At 38.1% G+C, this 19067-nt stretch carries 16 protein-coding genes and 1 pseudogene; 2 read left to right on the plus strand and 15 right to left on the minus strand.

Annotation, left to right across the window (positions count from 1 at the left end; translation table 11 throughout):
- Window positions 1–475 precede the first annotated feature (475 nt).
- From DWX28_RS11725 to DWX28_RS11795, 15 genes and pseudogenes are all read right to left on the minus strand, one after another.
- Window positions 476–1843 (minus strand): HAMP domain-containing sensor histidine kinase, encoded by a 1368-nt coding sequence (locus DWX28_RS11725; RefSeq protein WP_118252799.1) that lies wholly within the window; start codon window positions 1841–1843, stop codon window positions 476–478.
- Window positions 1828–2493 (minus strand): response regulator transcription factor, encoded by a 666-nt coding sequence (locus DWX28_RS11730; protein ID WP_118252800.1) that lies wholly within the window; start codon window positions 2491–2493, stop codon window positions 1828–1830. The genes DWX28_RS11725 and DWX28_RS11730 overlap by 16 nt, the downstream gene beginning before the upstream one ends.
- Window positions 2494–2552: 59 nt before the next feature.
- Entirely contained in the window at window positions 2553–3374 is an 822-nt protein-coding gene (locus DWX28_RS11735) for a NisI/SpaI family lantibiotic immunity lipoprotein (RefSeq protein ID WP_118252801.1), read from the minus strand.
- Window positions 3367–4098: a lantibiotic immunity ABC transporter MutG family permease subunit gene (locus tag DWX28_RS11740; RefSeq protein ID WP_118252802.1), complete on the minus strand. Its 732-nt coding sequence runs from the start codon at window positions 4096–4098 to the stop codon at window positions 3367–3369. Before DWX28_RS11740 ends, DWX28_RS11735 begins: the two co-directional genes overlap by 8 nt.
- Before the next feature lies 1 nt (window position 4099).
- Entirely contained in the window at window positions 4100–4828 is a 729-nt protein-coding gene (locus DWX28_RS11745) for a lantibiotic immunity ABC transporter MutE/EpiE family permease subunit (protein WP_118252803.1), read from the minus strand.
- A gap of 4 nt (window positions 4829–4832) precedes the next feature.
- Window positions 4833–5534: a lantibiotic protection ABC transporter ATP-binding protein gene (locus DWX28_RS11750; RefSeq protein WP_118252804.1), complete on the minus strand. Its 702-nt coding sequence runs from the start codon at window positions 5532–5534 to the stop codon at window positions 4833–4835.
- 101 nt (window positions 5535–5635) lie between these two features.
- Window positions 5636–5827: pseudogene (locus tag DWX28_RS11755) on the minus strand (TnpV protein); the annotation flags it as partial.
- Window positions 5828–6054: 227 nt separating this feature from the next.
- The gene (lepB, locus tag DWX28_RS11760) at window positions 6055–6612 is read right to left on the minus strand and encodes a signal peptidase I (RefSeq protein ID WP_118252828.1); all 558 of its coding nucleotides are present in this window, start codon (window positions 6610–6612) and stop codon (window positions 6055–6057) included.
- 159 nt (window positions 6613–6771) lie between these two features.
- Window positions 6772–8631, minus strand: a complete 1860-nt coding sequence (asnB, locus tag DWX28_RS11765; RefSeq protein ID WP_118252805.1) for an asparagine synthase (glutamine-hydrolyzing) — start codon at window positions 8629–8631, stop codon at window positions 6772–6774.
- Between the two features lie 595 nt (window positions 8632–9226).
- Entirely contained in the window at window positions 9227–10252 is a 1026-nt protein-coding gene (locus DWX28_RS11770) for an alpha-L-fucosidase (protein ID WP_118252806.1), read from the minus strand.
- A gap of 215 nt (window positions 10253–10467) precedes the next feature.
- Window positions 10468–11901 (minus strand): alpha-L-fucosidase, encoded by a 1434-nt coding sequence (locus DWX28_RS11775; RefSeq protein WP_118252807.1) that lies wholly within the window; start codon window positions 11899–11901, stop codon window positions 10468–10470.
- A 59-nt stretch (window positions 11902–11960) separates the two neighbouring features.
- Window positions 11961–13328: an MFS transporter gene (locus DWX28_RS11780; RefSeq protein WP_118062962.1), complete on the minus strand. Its 1368-nt coding sequence runs from the start codon at window positions 13326–13328 to the stop codon at window positions 11961–11963.
- Window positions 13329–13768: 440 nt separating this feature from the next.
- Window positions 13769–14602 carry an AraC family transcriptional regulator gene (locus DWX28_RS11785; protein WP_118252808.1) on the minus strand — a complete coding sequence of 278 codons (834 nt, stop codon included), beginning with the start codon at window positions 14600–14602 and terminating at the stop codon, window positions 13769–13771.
- 447 nt (window positions 14603–15049) lie between these two features.
- Complete coding sequence (locus DWX28_RS11790) at window positions 15050–16156, minus strand: DUF4179 domain-containing protein (protein ID WP_118252809.1); 1107 nt, start codon at window positions 16154–16156, stop codon at window positions 15050–15052.
- Window positions 16150–16689 (minus strand): RNA polymerase sigma factor, encoded by a 540-nt coding sequence (locus tag DWX28_RS11795; protein WP_055056185.1) that lies wholly within the window; start codon window positions 16687–16689, stop codon window positions 16150–16152. Before DWX28_RS11795 ends, DWX28_RS11790 begins: the two co-directional genes overlap by 7 nt.
- A gap of 1012 nt (window positions 16690–17701) precedes the next feature.
- Between DWX28_RS11795 and DWX28_RS11805 the strand changes: the two genes are divergently transcribed.
- Entirely contained in the window at window positions 17702–18241 is a 540-nt protein-coding gene (locus DWX28_RS11805) for an RNA polymerase sigma factor (RefSeq protein WP_118252810.1), read from the plus strand.
- The gene (locus DWX28_RS11810) at window positions 18238–19032 is read left to right on the plus strand and encodes a hypothetical protein (protein WP_118252811.1); all 795 of its coding nucleotides are present in this window, start codon (window positions 18238–18240) and stop codon (window positions 19030–19032) included. The genes DWX28_RS11805 and DWX28_RS11810 overlap by 4 nt, the downstream gene beginning before the upstream one ends.
- Window positions 19033–19067 lie beyond the last annotated feature (35 nt).

Here is a 19067-nt window from a genome sequence, read left to right on the forward strand (position 1 = left end):
CTCAAACACCTATATAAGTGAAACTTAGCGAAACTTAAATTATGCCCAATATGGAATATACTTTTTATACCTTGGTGCAATATCCGGATCCATTACTTTAATATTCATAATCTCTTAATCGTTCTACGATAGATCGATTTCCTGCAAGTTTTTTATAGGATAGAAGAGGGTTATCATACATATCAGCAAAACAAGGATAACGCAGACATGGCGTCAATCCTCCTAAATGCCGCTGTTCTGTGTCCGGGTCGTCGTTGCTAAAAATAAGCACAAAAAGAAGCATCTGCTCTAAAAATCAAAGCCACCGCTTCAAAAGCACGCGAAAATGTATCTGCGTTACGATGGCTTTTTTTCTTTGCCGTCGTGCGGCAGAATGAAGTTATATTCTTTACTTATATACTATATGGAAAATTTGTAGATTTTATAAAGATTTGAAAAAATAATGAACGATACCGTAGTATCGCCCTCTCATTTCTTAATATGGAATTTTAATTATTACCTGCGCACCACCAGTCTTTTTAGAATTGCTTAAAATAAGTTGCCCGTCATGTTGTTTGATAATGCTGTTTGTGATATAAAGTCCCATACCAAAGTGCATATTAGAAGTTCTGCTTTTATCGCCCATAAAAAATTGTTCTTGTGCATGGTGTATAGCTTCTGATGTGAAGCCGGTTCCCTCGTCTGTTATGGATATGTGTAAAAAATGGTCTACCTTTTGTGTTGTTACATAAATTGTTCCCAGTGGTGGAGAATAGTCTACGGCGTTGCTTATCACATTCATAATTGCCCGTTCTAACAGAAGTTTATCCGTTTTGAATATACCCAAGTCAACTTCCTTTTCCATGTGCAGACAAATTCCTTTTGCAAGACATAAAGAGTTTGCCTGTGCTTCAATCTGTCCCATGTAACCAGAAATATCAATTTCTTCCAAATGAAGCTGATACCCGGCAACAGTCCGGGAAATATCAATCAGCGTCTTAATATAAATGCTTATTTGACTGGAGCTTTCAGTGATATAATCTGCATATAGACGTTGTTCGTCATCAAGTTCCGTTTCATTTATCAAATCAATATTTCCTTGAATAACTGTCAAAGGTGTTTTCAAATCGTGGGCTAATGCTGCAATCTGCTCTCTCTGTAATTGTTCCGCATGCCATTGCTTCTCTAAAGACATTTTCAGATCATCCCGCATTTTAGAGAAAGAAAGCAGAACATCTTCAAATTCTTTAATATTAGAATGGTCTATTTCAAAATCAAGATTTTGTGATGAAATTTCTTCGGTCGCGTTCATAATAGGCACTAATTGTTTTTGTAGACGCCTTGAAAAATGAATGGTTAATAGTATACATACAAACACGCAATTCAGAGCAATTAGAGAGTAAAGTATCATTTCCGGTGAAGGAAAATATTTGTTCAACCATGGGTTTATAAAGCGTGAACCAATATAGTATTGTAAAACAATCAATTCCTTATCCCTTGTAATCAGCAGAAACTGCTTTCCGTTATTTGCAGTATTAACACCATCGGCCGCATATCTTAATGCTGATTTCACATCATCATTTTTTAAGGAGGTTTCCAGTATTGTGTATGATTTATCCAGTAAAAGGTAATCACACCCGGGGGGCATATTTTCTGTTACATCTGCCAAATCAGGTGTTGAAGCAAGAACAGGAGCTATTGTTTTCACAAATTCTTCACTTTGATTAGCATAATTAACAATCCCAAAACTAGCAAATATCGTAAATATAAGAAAAGGAGTGATTACGGATAATGCCAGACCGCCTATCAGCATAACAAGGTATTTTATAAAAGCTGTCCTTAATGTCGCTATCTTTGTTCCCATCTGTAACCTATCCCCCAAACTGTAATGATTGGCTGTACCCCCATCTTATTGAACTTTGCCCGTACATTTTTAATGTGAGTAGAAATTGTTGAGTTATCGCTGTCTCTGTCAATACTGAATACAGCCTCATAAATCTGTTCTTTAGAAAAAACCTGTCCTTTGTTATTAGCAAGATATTCACAAATTAAATATTCGCTCCTTGTAAAGGGAACCGGGCAGTCATCAACCCGGATTTCTTTTGCGGATAAATCGACCTTAATATGTTCAAAAACGATTGTGCTGTGTTTTTCTCTTGTTTCCCGCCGCAGATGGGCGTTTACACGTGCCCGCAATTCAGCTATACGGAAGGGCTTTGTCAAATAGTCATCAGCTCCAATTCCCAAGCCAAAAGTGATATCGTTCTCCAATGTTTTAGCAGTAAGAAATAGTATGGGGCAATCCACAAGGGAGCGGATTTTTTTACAGAATGTAAAGCCGTCTGTGTCAGGCATCATAATGTCAAGCATTATCAAATCATATCGGTTTAAGTACTCTAAGGGAATCTGTGAAACAGATGGATATGTGGAAACGGTGTGTCCGTCTTTCTGCAATCCATTTTTTATCAATTCCAAAATAGGGATTTCATCATCTATAGCAAGGATATTTGCCATAAAATGCATCTCCTTTCACTCCGGTACTATTGTAGCACCATCATATTATTTTGCAAATTTTACTGACATTTTGCCACCCGGTATTCAGAATTTACTTCTACTGCCACGGAATCAGTTCTATCTTTGTCCAAGATTTCATATATACCGCCTATTGTCCACTGCTCTCGTTTTTGTGAGCTCTTCTCTTTTCCACTCCAATCAATATGATATAGTTCCTCTTTGGGAATTTGTAATTTTGTATCATTATCAAATGTATAGGATTCAGCAATTATATCAATATATTCTCCAATATTTTCATAGGGAACGGTTTCATCTGTTATCTGATAAACTTTATCCCCGCATAGCAACTGTGTACGATTTTGCGTATTTATTGTAAATTCTCCTTCTGCTGTTGCCTCTGTTTTCTGATTGTATCGAAAAATAGTATCTTTGTCTGTAACAAAGCTATTAAGTATAGCTTTGTGGTAGCCTCCGTTTGCGTCAACAATAAGCTCCTGCGTATTTCCATCTTTGACCGTATAGACATTTAAAAATGGAATGATATAGGCGGCGTCTGGTTCTGAATCAGCAATATCAGCTAAAGTTTTAAAAGTGGCCTTTTCTGTATCCTGTTGAAGCAGGATTTTCCCGTTTGAATCTATGACCGCAAGTTTTCTGATATAGCCAACCCATTCTCCAAGTTCTGAATTTGACAACGTATCATCAAGAATGGTGAAGCTGTCTCCCTTGTAGGTAAACTGTGTCACATTATCCGTATTCAGCACACATTCTTCTTTGTCTTTGGAATATTCATCAATTCCCTTTTCCAAAACAGAACAGCCAGTCATACTTGCTCCCATCAGCAGAATAGCAACAACCAGTAAAATCATTTTCTTAATCATCGTTTTTCCTTCCTTCCCATTGTGAGATCCAAAAAGTCATTGCAATAAAAGCAATTATTGTAATAAGTCCCATTATAAAAACCTCATTTTTGTGTAGGGATAGTTTATCGTCTAACACATAACGGCTTAAATCAATTGCCCAAGCGAAAGGGATATACTTCCAAACTCCCGCTAAGACAATATTACTGTACATAATTACCTGTAGGCTTTCAAATACACCTAAAAACAATGACGGCCCAAGTCCAAACTTAAAGCCAATAAATAAATGGAAAATGTAAAGTATAATATTTCCAAAGGCAAGGACTATTATTGTTTCTAACAGCATGACATAGGGTGTATGTGGAATAAGTCCTTGTATTGCTACCAGTATAGAAAATAATAGCACCAAACTAATCAGTGAAAGAACGCCTCCACCAAAAAGGACAAGAAACTTTCCGCAGAAAATGGTTATCCTGTTTGGAACGGATAGAATCGACTGTGAATGTGCGGCGTGATCTTCCATAAACGTATTTAACCCGGTAATTATGCTGATAAGAATTGGAAAAAACGTAGCTGTAATCTCAAAAATCAGCTTATATTTATTGTAGTCTGGTCGGAAACTGTATAAACCAAAATAGCTTGTAAAAAGGATTGCACCTGCTATCGGTACGAATATATGAATTGGTAATAGTGGTGTGTGGCGCAATTTTACCAATTCTGAACGAATTGCCCTATATAGTGTCATTCTATTTTACCTCCTGTCTGCTAAAATTACCTGCGCCCAGATAAGTAAGTACGAAAAAAAGTATGAATGATAAAATTAAAGATAATGCAACAGGTAATATGGAAACGTTAGGAGTGTCATTCAATGTTCCATTGATACCAATTCCCATTAGTGATTCCGCCAGCTTTGGAGCCCAACAATATGGACACAGCCACCATAAGGAGGTAGTTCCCAAAAAGCCGGGAAGAAAAATTCCAAAGGCAGTATTTACTACAAGCGGCATAAACAATCCTATTTTAAAAATCAAGAATAAGCAAAGCGGAATCTGCCATATAGAAGCTATCATAATAGCAACACTGCCTATAAAGGATTGTCCCGGTGTGAAAATAACGGTTGACGGGGAGATAATATTGCTAACACATACCAACAATGCCAATATAAAAGCCGCAAATATCATTTTTTCAATCAGAATCAGGTTTTTACTAATCCAAAATTTTTTCAGATTGATAGACATAGAATATACAGAATAGTATTTATCTGCACGTATTTCTTTTTGATTGGACAAATAGCAAAGAACTGTAATTGTTCCCGGAAGTAAAAAGGAATACCACCAATACAAGGACATATACTGGAATCCAGTAAATCCAGCCATAAGCCAAGCAAAAACTGCTGTAATCAATGGGGCAATTATCAATAATTTATTGAAAAAGGTTCTTCTGAATTTTAAATGTTCTGATTTAAGGTATTTCATACTCTTACATTTCCTTTCTGTTTTTTTTCACAATATCCATGAATAATTTTTCGAGATTTTCTTCAGCATGTAAAACACCTTCATACCCCAAGACACCCTCCGAGATAATGCCGATATGGTCAGCAATCTGCTGTACTTCTGTAAGAATGTGGCTGGAAAGAATTACCGTAATTCCTTTAGAGGGGAAGGAACGAATCAATTCACGGAGTTCTTCTATACCAACAGGATCGAGGCCGTTTGTAGGTTCGTCTAAAATCAGCAGGCGGGGATTGTTTAAAATTGCAATCGCAATTCCCAACCGCTGTTTCATGCCAAGAGAAAATTGTCCTGCCCGTTTCTTTCCGGTATTCGTAAGGCCGACAATATCAAGCGCTTCATGACAGCGTTTATCCGGTAAACCGAGAAGCTCCGTCCTCACTTTTAAATTTTCAAATGCAGTCAGGTTCTCATAAAGAGGCGGGGTTTCGATTAAGGTTCCTATGTCATTCAAATCTTTTCGGTGCCAAGCGCGGCCGTCAAACTCAATGCTTCCAGATGTCGGTTTCAATATGCCAGTTATCATTTTAAGTGTTGTGGACTTTCCAGCTCCGTTTGGTCCCAACAATCCATAGACGGAATTTTTTTCAATATTCAGCGATATGTTATTTACAACTGTCTGCCTGCTGAATGATTTACAGAGATTTGTTGTTTTCAAGATTATACTCATATATTACACTATCCTTTCTTTTGATTATGCTAAAAGGATAACTGCAAATTTTGAAGATTTCATAAAGAAAATAGAATTTCTTAAATACATAATAGGAAATACTTGTCCACTTCCAGAAGATGCTTTCCAAGCATATCCTGCAGAAGCATCACCTGATAGGTTGAATTTCGATGGTTTTTCAGATAATCTCTGCGAAGAAAACCATACTTGCCAAGTTGCTCCATCTGCTTACCGGATTTATAAGTAAGATCCGGAAGCAGATATCCATTTACATTCGTATACGTTAATTTCATTTTGTTAGCACTCTCCATTTCTCATCATTTTTTGACCACAAATTTACGACATTTATGACAAATCTGACACTGCTTTACAATACCAGACAAAATGACTGATACCCCGGAAAGCCTGTAAAACAGGCACTTTTGGGATACACAAGACAGGACAAAAATCGACTTCCATTATCAAATAAAAAACGCGAATATTCCAGTGCTTAATAAGCCACTGATATTCGCGTTTCTTATTATCCTAACCACTTGAAAGATGGATAGTATCTTACAACAGCTTTCCCCACAAGCTGGTCAAATCGCACGAATTTGTTTTTCCATGAACGTGAATCCTTCGAATCATTCCGGTTATCACCAAGCATGAAATAACAGTTTTCCGGAACTGTATATGGACCATAACTTCCGATCATTTTCTCCGGAATGAAAGAGCCATCCAATGGAGTGGGTGAACCATCAATGTAAACTTTCCCATCCTTAATTTCCACTACTTCTCCCGGCAGTCCGATCACTCTTTTGATAAAAAGACGACTTTCATCATCTGGGTATTTGAATATTACAATATCAAATCGCTCCGGGTCCTTGAACTTTTCAGAAATTTCATAACCGAACAGATCAAGATTAATTCCATACGCAAGCCGAAAGCCGAAAAGGCGGTCTTTCACCATAAGTGTTTTTTCCATGGAGGGTGAAGGGATTTTTGCGTTAATCAAAACAACATTATTGATAACCAGAGTAATTGCCACTACTATTACAATCAATTTCACATAGCCTAACAGTTCACGCCAGATTTTCATGCTCTCCACCTCACCGTTCTTCATTATCCTCTATATAGTTTATGTATCGTATTATACATATATCCGATAGCAAATATAGTTTTATCATAAAAGTCCCAAATACCATTGTCAACGGATTTTTCGTATATTTATATTTTTACCGTCTCATAACCAACTCTCTCACTTCGAACATGTAGCAAAAAATCTATCATACCAGATAAGGAATGTCAAAACTGTCCAGATTTTACGGCTGTTATCTGCCTTTTTCTCTTTGTGCTCTTTCAGAAGTAAAAGAAGCTTATCTGTATGAAAAAACTCTTCTGCTTCTTTCGAGGTAAATAACTCCTTTACCATCTGATACCAGTCATCCTGCCGCAGCCACACACGGATTGGAATTGGAAAACCAAGTTTCTTACGTTCATCGGTTTCCTGTGGAAGAAATTCTGAAACAGCTTTACGGAAAATATATTTGGTTGTACCCGCTGCAATCTTGGCTTCTTTCGGAAGCTTTGCTGCAAAGTCAAAAACTTCTTTATCCAGAAATGGTACCCTGACTTCCAATGAATGTGCCATGCTCATTTTATCTGCTTTCTGCAAAATATCGCCAGGAAGCCAGTATCTCAGATCTACAGACTGCATTTTTTCCATGTCTTGAAGTGATCCTCTGTTTTCTGACTCAAGTTCTTCAAAAAATGGTCTTAAATATTCCTGTGTGGAAGGTCCTGTTACTTTATTTTTCAAAATCTGCGCTTTCTCTTTTTCACGGTAAATATATGCATTTCCGATGAAACGTTCTTCCACTTTCATTCCTGCACGGATAAGGAAATCTCGTCCCTTCACATCCGGCAGCTTTGCAGCCAGTTTTCCAATTACACGTCTGACACCAAATGGAATCCAGTCAATTTTTTTCAATGATTCCGGTTCTCTGTAAATATTATATCCACCGAAAAGCTCGTCTGCTCCTTCTCCGGAAAGAACAACCTTGACATGACCTGCAGCCTCTTTTGAGAGAAAGTAGAGTGCAACGGCAGAAGCATCAGCAAGGGGCTCATCCATATGATACATAACATCTGGAAGGGCATCCCAGAATTCCTGCTTGGATATGATTTTCACATGGTGTTTCAAACCTGCTTTTTCTGCCACTTTGGCAGCTTTGTTTACTTCACTATATCGGTCTCCCTCATCGAATCCCACTGTAAATGCCTGATCTGCACCAGAGAAAGAAGCCAGATAACCGGAATCCACTCCCCCGGATAAAAACGCGCCGACTTCCACATCACTTAACATATGGTGCTCCACTGAATCTTTTAAATTCTCTGCAAGCTGATTCCGCAGCTGCTCCATATTCGTCTTACGGTCCCATTGGACTGGTGCAAGCTTTGTTTTGAAATAAGTCTTTATCTCATAGTTTCCGTTTTTATATAAAAGCATATGACCTGGCATAAGCTTATAAATCCCCCTGAAAAAAGTTTCTTCCAGAGGGGAATATTGAAATGACAAATACTGCTCCAGTGCCTTCTGATTTACTTTCCTTTCATAGCCTGGAAATGCAAGGATACTCTTAATTTCAGAAGCAAATACAAAGTGTCCATCTATTTCGGCATAGTACACAGGCTTAATTCCGAAGAAATCCCTTGCAAGCATCAAACTCTGCTCCTGTTCATTCCATACAGCAAACCCAAACATTCCCCTGAGCTTATTCAGTGCCTTCTCCCCATACAGCTGAATAGTATTTATCAGAACCTCCGTGTCAGAATGGGTACAGAAAGAAATGCCGAAAGCCTCAAGTTCTGCCCGCAGTTCCTTATAATCATAGATTTCTCCATTAAAAACAATATGAAGGTTTCCGTCCGCACTTTCCATAGGCTGCTGCCCATCTTCTAAATCAATAATACTAAGTCTTCGAAAGCCCAGCGTAATCTTCTCCCTGCAAAAAGAGCCCTCACTATCCGGGCCCCTATGCTCAATGGCTTTCATCATCCTTTCAATTACTGTCTTCTGATCCTGTCTGTAACCTGTAAATCCACAGATTCCGCACATTTTATCCTCCGTATCTATTTGATGTAGTTTATACGCTGCAGCAACTTTTTTATCACAAGTGAATCCCACATGGTCACATCGTAATCATAATGGTCTGTGAGTCTGCGCCTCAGCTTGTGTTCTCCCTTTTTTTTCTACTTTTGTAGAAATCATCTCTAATTTTACATCTGTAGAATTAGAAAGTCAATCCCATTTTCTACAATTGCAGAATCTATGTCATATATTTGATTACCCGTCATGACATACCCCAATGACTCAGATCTCACAGATTTTCAAACGGTATGAATGCCTCACTGCTGATAAAATGAAAAGCCGGAAAAACGGTCTTTTGTTACAGAGTCATTTTTCCGACTGTACGGTTGCCTATATTTAATGAATCTTTACCCTTTCACTGCACCTGCCATTACACCGCCGATAATATGCTTCTGCATTACAAGTATGTGCAGATACGCACATGCATGCGCTTTCATCTCGGTAATTGAATTGCCGAGGATTCTCACTTATTGTTCTAAGCAACTATACATAACCGCCCCTCATCAGTTTTTATACATAAAAAGCGGTGGGAAATAATTTTCCTGCCGCTTTAAATCTCAGATTAATCATATTTCGCTACATTTCGTAAAATTCTCCTGCATTCTGCCGGGATTCTCCCGAGTCCATCAGGTCCTACATTCAGCAAATAATTAATTCCCAGATGATTTAATTTTTGTTTTATATCTGCAATCTCTCTTGCAGATTTCCAATTTTGATCCCATGCACAATATCCCCAACTGTTATTCACAGTTGCCGCAGTCTCATACAGGCCATAAGGTGATGGCTTGAATCCGTCAAATGCATTCATCATACTTTCTTTCAGTTCCTCATCATCTGGTATGGATTCCGGTACTTCATTGTCTCCCAGTGATACATAATCATATGCTCCATTGCCAAGCCTTGAATTGATCAGACAATCTGGCTGATATTTTTTTACCAAATCAAAAATCGCCCGACTATGCTTCTCTTCCAATGTTATCGGAACATCAAACCAAATCAGGCTCAATTCCCCATAATTTCTCAGAAGTTCTTCGATTTGAGGATAAATCTTATTGCGAAAGCACACATCATAATCTTTTTTATCATTATCCGGAAAATCCCAGTCATTGCACCATACTGTTCCCTCACACGGAATGTGTCCGGATAAATATCCTCCACCATTCTTATCATGCCAGTCCAGATCCTGGGAATAATATAATCCAAACTTTAACCCGTTTTTGTAGCAGGCTTCTGCAAGTTCTCCTAAAACATCGCGTTTGAACGGTGTCGCATCCACCACATTGAATTTATCCACCTTAGAATGGTACATGGCAAAGCCTTCATGGTGTTTGCTTGTAAACACAAGATATTTCATTCCGCAATCTTTTGCAAATTTTACAATTTCATCCGCATTAAAATAGACAGGATTGAATGCCGTTGCCAGTTTGTCATATTCACTTATCGGAATTCTGCATCTTGTCTGAATCCATTCAGCGTAATTTCCACATTTCTGGTCTTTCCACTCTCCGGTCAGAAGTGAATACAGGCCCCAATGAATCATCATTCCATATCCGGCTTCTTTAAACCATTTTCTCGTATCTGTGCTCATACTGATCGATTTCCCTTCATTTGTGTTTTCATTATATCAGAAAGTTCACGATTCCAACATTCCATAACTTTTACATTATATTAGATATTTTTACTTTCAGAGATGCTATTTGCAAGATTGCCATAATCTGCCAAAAATTTACGCGTTCTATTCGTCACCGCAGATAACAGTGAGAACACAACGCGTAGTTTTCAGCTGAAAATATCAGTTCCTGATCAATATACTCCCACGAAAGACATTACTGGTGCTACTCTGGAGTCTTCGATCACGATTGCCAGAAAATCTGTCTGGATTCCTTTAAGATCAATGATCTTTTTATATCCAATGGTAGTTCCATTATAGCATTCTTTCATAGATTCATTTTCTTCATAGCAGACTTTGAACTTTTCTACTCTCTGGCTGAATGGAATGGCCTCCTTCAGTACCAGATAATTAAGTTTCTTTTTCTCGATCCAGTTAATCTTGATCATGAGCTTATTTGTTCCCACTTCGTTCATAAAATAAGTCTCATAATCATCATTTCTTAATACTGTAGGTTCTTTCTCCCAGCAATCCAGTGGCGGGATAGATGTGATACCTGCTTCATCAACCAGATTATATTTAAAGGTATTCTCAATAAACTCGCCCAACTGTTTCAGATTTGCAGCATCTGTTTCATGGATACGGCCATTTTTCATCGGAGGAAGATTTAATAATAATGTGGTATTTCCCCCTACGGATTTTAAGTAAATGTCTTTCAGATTCTCAAAGGAGCGGACCTGGTCATCTTCTTCCTCATGATAGAACCAGCCTGGACGGATAGAAACATCCGTCTCTGCAGGGTACCATGCAAGCTCTTTTTCATTTGCAAGGCGTTCCCTGCTTCCAAGGTCTGTCTGGGTCTCGTCCAACGGCCGGTTCCGGAATTCTTCATTATCTTCCTGCTGGCTTAACGCTGCTGTGATCGCCGGATCAGTCATATCCTTTGCAACAACGCTCCATTCACTCGGTCTTACTTCCCCGGCCTCGTTTCCACACCATCTGATGTCCGGGCCTGAAATAGAAATCACCGCATTTGGCTGCAGTTCACGCATCACTTTATAATATCTCTGCCAGTCGTATTTCTGGACCTTTCCATTTGGTCCCTCACCACATGCACCGTCCAGCCAGATCACAAAGATATCACCATATTCTGTCAGCAACTCTGTCAGCTGGTTCAGATAGTAATCGTCATACTCTTTTCCCTTTCCATAGCTGCTGTTGTTTCTGTCCCAGGGTGAAAGATAAACACCAAATTTAAGGCCAAACTCCCGGCATGCTTCGGCTGTTTCTCTGACAATATCCCCTTTTCCGTTTTTGTACGGGGAGTTTTTGATACTATGCTCGGTGTATTTGGATGGCCACAGGCAAAATCCGTCATGATGTTTGCATGTGAGGATCAGGCCCTTCATCCCGCCCTCTGCTGCTGTTTTTGCCCACTGGCGTGCGTCCAGCTCTGTCGGATTAAAAATGGATTCCGGTTCTGTTCCATCCCCCCATTCGCTTCCGGTAAAAGTATTTACAGTGAAATGAATGAAACAGAAAAATTCCATGTTTTCATATGCGATCTGTCTTGCTGATGGTACCGCTTTAACTAATCTTTTATCTTCTTTCAAACCATTATAGTTCATATCGAATTCCCCTTTTTATTTTTATCGTTTCCTCTCTTTAGAAAAACGGTAATTCCATTTTAACCTTTTAATCTTCTGCTTTTCAGTTCTTCATTTGCTTTTTCTACATTCATTTTTGTCATGATGAACGTGATAATTAAAGCAAGGATTACAGGGAACCACAGATACATGAAATGTAACATATTCAGGCAGGATGCAGACTGGGTAACAACTTCACCATTGAATCCACTTGCAGCTAAAAGCCATCCTGTCAGTGCAGTACCAATTCCACCACCAAGCTTGGTTCCGAAAGATGTACAGGAATACATGGTTCCATCAATTCTTTTGCCTTTTGTAAGGTAAGTATATTCAGAACAGTTTGCCACAACTGCTCCCATATCTCCCTGCCATGGTCCCTGCCCGAATGAGGATACAGCAGTAAAGAGAATCATAAGAGGTACACTGTGCATATAAGCTGCAACAACAACAAGTGCTCTTCCGACAGTTGCAATTGCATAACCTACAATATTCAGTTTGTAAAGTCCTTTCCATTTTGCTACCAGGGTAGGTGTTATGATCAGTGCAATGATCAGTGGAATATTGATCGCCCAAGAAAATACAGCATAAAGATCTTCATTAAGAAGGACATATGTCATATAGTAAATACCCATGTTCAGCATGGCAGAGTATGTCTGCTGTACAATATATGTTACGGAAATCATAATGTAATATTTGTTAGAAAACAGAAGTTTTGCTGCCTCTACAAGACCATATTTCTCTATCTCGTCATCAACAACCCCATCACCATTCAGTTCCTCTTCCGGAAGCTCTTTTACAGAGAAAACAGAGATGGTATTTACAATGACACCTACAATCGCAAACACAATTGCAACTACTTTCCAGGCGTATGCCCCGCCTCCAAGGATCTGTACAAACTTAACTGTCACTGACTGAATAATAAGGACAGTTGAAAAGGCAAAGATGAATCTCCAGGATCCCATCTCAACTCGTTCCTTACTGTTCTTGGTTACTAATGCTACAAGTGCCGCATAGGCAATATTGTTTGCAGTAAAGAATACGGCATTTAAAAGGGTGTATGCAATAAAGAACCATGCATACTGTGCAAATTTTCCCATGTTAGTCGGAATAGCAAAGTTTGCTACCAGGGTTACCGCACAGCCAATGTATGCGTAAAGCATCCAGGGTCTTGCTTTTCCAAGACGGCTCTTTGTTTTATCGATCATAGCTCCAAAAAAGATATCCGTTACACCGTCAAACAGTTTGGATACTGCAATAAGTGTTCCGACGATACCTGCATTCAGACCAACTATATTGGTCAGATAGATCATGATAAAGGATGACAGAAATGAATATACCACATTTCCAGCCATGTCTCCTGAACCATATCCAACTTTGTTATACCATTTCAAGTACTTCTTTTCTTCCATTTTTCCCTTCGCTTTCTCCTGGTTTCTCCAGGTTGTTTTCATGCGTTTAAACCTGTGAGATATCTGATGGCTTTCTGCTTCTGTCTCCCTGCTTCTGTCTCTTCCTCTTGTTCTCACATCTGCTATTTCCTACGCATCTCTTGTTCGATGAAAATTATATCCTTTTCTCTGTTAAATTCATATAAACAGATTTTGACAAAACATGCACAAAATTTTTCAATTTATAAAATTCTCATAAAGCTTCAGGCCCGTTTTTTTTTGCCAATGTTACAATTGCATAATTTTTATGTGTAATTTTTGTATATTATTACAATTGCTTTTTTGGATATCTTTTTTTAGGACCTTTTTTTAGATTTTCCGTATTTCTGTATAGGTATAAAAAAACTATCCTGTAAAAATACAGAATATAAAAACCTTGTATTTGTTCAGGATAGTTTTATTCACAATTCCTCCATTTCCTGTGTCTGTAAAATGTATTTTTCTTTATAAAGAGTACGATACTCTCTGGGCGTCATCCTGTACCGTTCCCGAAATACCCTGTTAAATGTCCTCTGGCTGTCAAAGCCAGCATCCAGACATATATCCGTGATGCTTTTATCTGTACACTCCAGATGTACACAGACATAATTGAGCCTCTGCTCATTAAGATACTGGTTAAAATTCCTGTGGAAAGTCCCTGAGAACACCCGCGAAAGTGTAAATTTGCTTATCCCCAGATCTTTTGCCATGGATTCCAGCGAGACTGGTTCCTTAAAATGTTTTGCAATATAAGATACTGTCTGATAGATAATATCACTGCTCTCCACACTGCTCTTTTCCGCCAGTCTGTAACAGGGGATGCTCCTTGCAAGCAGAATCTGTACATACGCCTGTTCAACAACAGGGTTCTTATCTTTTCTTTTTTTATTATCATAAAGACATTTAACTGCATTCCGGATATCCGGGTGTAAATTCTTCGATGTGATTACTGGATTATCCGGGCATGATTTCTGTATTGTATCTGCAAACTGTCCTGTCAGCGTCATCCCTGCCCACAGATACCAGGCTCTGTTTATCCCTGGAGAAAACACCTGATAATGGTGGATCACATCCGGAAAGATTACTGCAAAATCCCCCTTATCCATATGATACAGTTCCTGCCCCATCCCAAGCTCCAGGGTTCCTTCTGTAATATATATAAATTCTATGGAGTTATGAAGGTGTGGGGAAGCATGTCTGGACGTTTTACTTCTAAAATGAAGGTTTTCTTTTTTCTCCTCATATACAGGAAACATTTACTCTATCTCCTTTTTTTGCAAGATTTGTCTGTTTTTTCTTTCTATTTGGCATGAACTCCCGGTTAACCTGCTTTATAATACAGCCATAAGATAAAGAAAGGAGGAACAGACAATGAAAAGATTTAAAGCTTATATCGAATATGTAATGAATTTTTATGCCAACTATTACAGATTTTACCGGTAAGTGCAAAATATGGCTTCCGGATATAACCCGGAACCTGTATTTGCAGTTTATGCAGACCTTGTAATCAATAATTTCAGTATACGCTAGAATCCGTTTCCTGTACATGAACAGGATGCGTTAATATATAAACAAAATTTTACAGTTGGCAGACTTAGCCAAAAAGAGCCGATATCAGTCTTGCAAAGACCTTGTATCGGTTCTTTTTGTATTTTCTCATTATCTAATTATGGGAGGATTTTTCTGTATCACCGAAAAAACTATTATTCCCGCACTTCAAGCCACTGGTCAATGTTCCCAAAATGTACCGCCTGCAGGTTATCTACATCAACCAGTTGCGGGAAGCTGTTTCTGATGATCATGACACCATTTTCTTTATCCTGTTTTTCTCCACCGCCAGCGATGCCTCCCATGGTCATATCAAGTGTTAAAACCGTTCCATCTTTATAACGCACCTGGTCAATACTGGTTCTGGCATAAAGATCCATGCCAAAGTCCGTACCTGCGTACTCAAATTTGTTTTTTTCATCTTCATACACCTTCATAGCTTCATCATAATCAAGATATAATGACCATAAAAGGGGCGTTACTTCCATTTTTTTCACTGTGATTTCATAACCTCCAAAATCACATTTCCGGTTCACTTCCAGAGTTGTCGGAGGCTTTACTGCACCCAGAGTCCATTTAAAATCCCATGTTCCATCTGTAATAACAGTCGTATCATAATCTCCTTCCCCCGTAAGATTCTTTAATGTGATTTCTACTGTTTTATTACTCAGATCATAATCACCGTCATAAGATATACAGGCGTTAAAATACTTAAGATGTGCAGAATTTTGATCTGTTTTCAGTAACACATCCTGTCCTACCCCAGTACTGAAACTTCCAAATCTGTTATCGTCCATTGCATATACTTCCTTTCCATCGATCTTAAAATGTGTCATCTCCTCAAAAGAAGTATGATCAGTCATAGAAATACTGTCATCTGTTTTCACTTCAAAAAAAGCATACAGGAATCCCTGATCCTGAATAGAATCTGTCAGGGTAACCGTCACACCATTTTGTGTTACAGACTGGTCTATATTCTGAATATAAGTTGATTCCTGCAGTGTCTCCTGCTGTTCCTCCGATGGATCCAGTCTTTTCACCAGGTAATCATTCCATTTAAAGAACTCTTTTGCAGCCACAGTAACAGCCATACCAGTACAGATTACTGCTGCTGCAATCAATAATCGTCCACTGATTTTTTTTCTTTTGTATTTTTTATCAACTGAATCCGACTGTTCAATCTGTTTTAGTGTATCTTCAAATTTATTATGAAAATCCTGTGGTACTTCCGGTGCGATATTATTCCATTTCTTCTCTAACATGACATTTTCCCCTTTCCTGTTATTCTCTTTAATTGCTTGCTGTTTTTCCCAGTTGCCGGTCTTTTCTCTTCTTCGGATAACTGCACCTTCAAAAACTCTCTTGCACGTGAAAGTCTGCTTTTGATCGTTCCTTCCGGAATATCCAGAGCCTCACTGATCTCTTTCAATGAAAATCCTTCTAAATAATACAATGTTACCAAAACCCTCAGATCCTCCGGAAGTTCCATAATCGCCATATACAGATGACTGTATCTGTCCTCCTCAGTCATTTTCATATTGTCCATATATTCTTCATATGGAATAACATTTTTTCTTTTCCGAAGAATCCCTTTGCATTCATTGATCAATATCCTTGTGATCCATGTTCGGAAATATTTTTCTTTCTTTAAAGTGGGAAGTTTTTCATATGCCTTAAGAATTGTTTCCTGCACAGCATCCCCACAATCAGAGTCATTCTTCAGAATGGACTTTGATATATGATACAGCATGGCTTCTGCATCCCGAACCTCCTTAATAAATACATCTTTTGTCATAACTTTGTCTTCTCCTTTTGTCCAGCTGGATTACTACTCATGTTTACTTTTACACTAATTAGATGCATCGGAAAGGAAATCGGTTCTCATAAAAGTATTTTTTCCGTTGCCTCTTCCATTGCCAACGAAATATCCACTTTTTTTAATCCCTGTTCTGTTTGTGTTTGTATTTTTTATGTAATTCCGTAATATATTTCTCAAGTTTCTCTGTATATGTGCAATAATTCCAGAAACGGTGCTAATTTATCCGGTAGTTTCATTTTTACTCTCTTGCGTTTTTTACATTCTCCGTATTATACTACCATTTCACCAGAATATTTTCAGAAGTTTTACAAACAAAAAGATGGACATAAGCAAGATCATACATGACAGAAGCACTCCTTGCATTGCCAATCAGATCCGGATTCGGATATTCATCAACGATGGATACCAGGTTGTGTTTTGTATATCAGCTGTCACAAGGGATGATGACATGATCTTTGCTGTGAAATTCAGGCATAACCTGCCGGATCATGGAGGCTGCCAGTTCCAGTTTAGACTCTTTTTTTCTGCCACATACGATAACCAAGAGGAACGGAAAGATGAGATACTTTATCCCCATTCCAGACAGGTACGCAGAGCATGACTCTCACAAAGCAGTGTCCATTCAGATAGTTGGAACCGTTGTGTGCGGCTCAGTATAGATAATATCAGCAGAAATAAGGTATCTGCTGTCGGAACAGAAAAGTTTCAAAATAGATCAAAAAATATTGCTGAAGTCTGCCTATCAGTGTTTTTTCGCTGTATAATGTTTTTGCCGTACAGGGTCACTTTCCTTTGTAATGTTTTATACCAAATTCATTATACATCAGGAAATCCTATACGATATTTTTTTATAAAAAAGTTGTAAAGTGGTGTATCAATATCATAATTTTCTAAAATTGAAACTTTTTGCTCTTTGACAGGATATATAAGAATGTAAAGGTTAAAAGCTTTTAATTTTTGAAAATATTAAAAAGAAAGTAGGATTGATATGACAGATGAATCAGAGCTTTTGCAGCGTCTCAGGAACAGAGAAAAAAATTCAATAGATGAAGCAATCCGAATTTATACGCCGTATTTGAGTACTGTTTTGTATCATATGGTCGGCAATTCACTGCCGAAAGAGGATATTGAAGAAATTGTGGCAGACGTGTTTGTTGTACTTTGGAAGAATACCGGGAGGATAGATTTACAGAAAGGTACATTACGGTCATATCTTGCTACTGTTGCCCGGAATTTTGCTCTGAAACGGATAAACAGAAAAACGGATCATACATTTCTTGAAGATATTGAACTGTCAGATGGCAAGGATTGCATTGAAGAGAATTTTCACAATAACTATGTATGGGAAACAGTTATGAGCCTTGGCGAACCTGACAGCGAGATTTTTGTAAGGCGGTATAAATTTGATGAAAAAATCAAGGACATTTCTAAATCAATGGGACTTAATATTTCTACAGTTAAGACCAGACTTTCGAGAGGAAAAAGAAAACTCAGAAAAATGTTATCGAATGCGGAGGAAAGATTATGAGAAGAAAAAATTTGCTTAAAGAATTGGGAATACAAAAACAAGCAGATACTTCCTGCAATGCTCTTGATATTGATACAGAGAATGTCAGACAGAGAGTTTATGCAAAACTTGACTTTGCAGACACAGAAAGGAAGCAAACGACTATGAGATCAAAAAAGAAAATATTACCTTTGTTGATAGCTGCAACACTTACAATTGGAGTTACTGCTGTAGCAGCAACAGGAAAGATTTCAATGTGGACAGGTTCATCTGCATCACGTGCTAATTATACGTCTCTTCCAACGTCAAAACAGGTTACAAAGGATATTGGGTATAGACCGGTATTGATTGATACCTTTGAGAACGGGTACTGCTTCAAAGAGGGCAATATTATAAAAAACAGTTTTAAGGATGGTAATGCAAATGTAATTGAGAATTTTAAATCTGTGTCCTTTGATTATCAGAAGAATGGAGATGTTGTATCGTTTGAACAGCAGAAATTTAACTCAGAACTTACTCCGTCAGGTGATATTATTGCCACTGTAAATGGAACAAATTTGTATTATGTACATTATATAAATAAAGTGGTATCGGATGATTACGAATTGACAGAACAAGATAAAAAAGACCAGTCCAGTGGAAAAGTTGTATTCAGTTACGATGACAATGCTTCTCAGATTGAAGTCAGTCAGGTTCAAAGCGTTAACTGGAATAAGGATGGCATCCAGTATGATTTGCTGCAAATAGATGGAAAATTATCTGCCGGAGAACTTGCAGATATGGCGAGAGAGGTTATTAATAACAGAAGATAAAAAAAAGATGGTGGATTCAGTCTAGTTCACCATCT

Origin of the sequence: Blautia sp. AF19-10LB, assembly GCF_003461245.1 — a bacterium.
In the GTDB taxonomy this organism is placed as follows: domain Bacteria; phylum Bacillota; class Clostridia; order Lachnospirales; family Lachnospiraceae; genus Blautia_A; species Blautia_A intestinihominis.

Coding starts and splice junctions, on each gene's coding strand:
- DWX28_RS11725 (WP_118252799.1), bottom strand. CDS start 1,843: ATGGGAACAAAGATAGCGACATTAAGGACAGCTTTTATAAAATACCTT.
- DWX28_RS11730 (WP_118252800.1), bottom strand. CDS start 2,493: ATGGCAAATATCCTTGCTATAGATGATGAAATCCCTATTTTGGAATTG.
- DWX28_RS11735 (WP_118252801.1), bottom strand. CDS start 3,374: ATGATTAAGAAAATGATTTTACTGGTTGTTGCTATTCTGCTGATGGGA.
- DWX28_RS11740 (WP_118252802.1), bottom strand. CDS start 4,098: ATGACACTATATAGGGCAATTCGTTCAGAATTGGTAAAATTGCGCCAC.
- DWX28_RS11745 (WP_118252803.1), bottom strand. CDS start 4,828: ATGAAATACCTTAAATCAGAACATTTAAAATTCAGAAGAACCTTTTTC.
- DWX28_RS11750 (WP_118252804.1), bottom strand. CDS start 5,534: ATGAGTATAATCTTGAAAACAACAAATCTCTGTAAATCATTCAGCAGG.
- lepB (WP_118252828.1), bottom strand. CDS start 6,612: ATGAAAATCTGGCGTGAACTGTTAGGCTATGTGAAATTGATTGTAATA.
- asnB (WP_118252805.1), bottom strand. CDS start 8,631: ATGTGCGGAATCTGTGGATTTACAGGTTACAGACAGGATCAGAAGACA.
- DWX28_RS11770 (WP_118252806.1), bottom strand. CDS start 10,252: ATGAGCACAGATACGAGAAAATGGTTTAAAGAAGCCGGATATGGAATG.
- DWX28_RS11775 (WP_118252807.1), bottom strand. CDS start 11,901: ATGAACTATAATGGTTTGAAAGAAGATAAAAGATTAGTTAAAGCGGTA.
- DWX28_RS11780 (WP_118062962.1), bottom strand. CDS start 13,328: ATGGAAGAAAAGAAGTACTTGAAATGGTATAACAAAGTTGGATATGGT.
- DWX28_RS11785 (WP_118252808.1), bottom strand. CDS start 14,602: ATGTTTCCTGTATATGAGGAGAAAAAAGAAAACCTTCATTTTAGAAGT.
- DWX28_RS11790 (WP_118252809.1), bottom strand. CDS start 16,156: ATGTTAGAGAAGAAATGGAATAATATCGCACCGGAAGTACCACAGGAT.
- DWX28_RS11795 (WP_055056185.1), bottom strand. CDS start 16,689: ATGACAAAAGATGTATTTATTAAGGAGGTTCGGGATGCAGAAGCCATG.
- DWX28_RS11805 (WP_118252810.1), top strand. CDS start 17,702: ATGACAGATGAATCAGAGCTTTTGCAGCGTCTCAGGAACAGAGAAAAA.
- DWX28_RS11810 (WP_118252811.1), top strand. CDS start 18,238: ATGAGAAGAAAAAATTTGCTTAAAGAATTGGGAATACAAAAACAAGCA.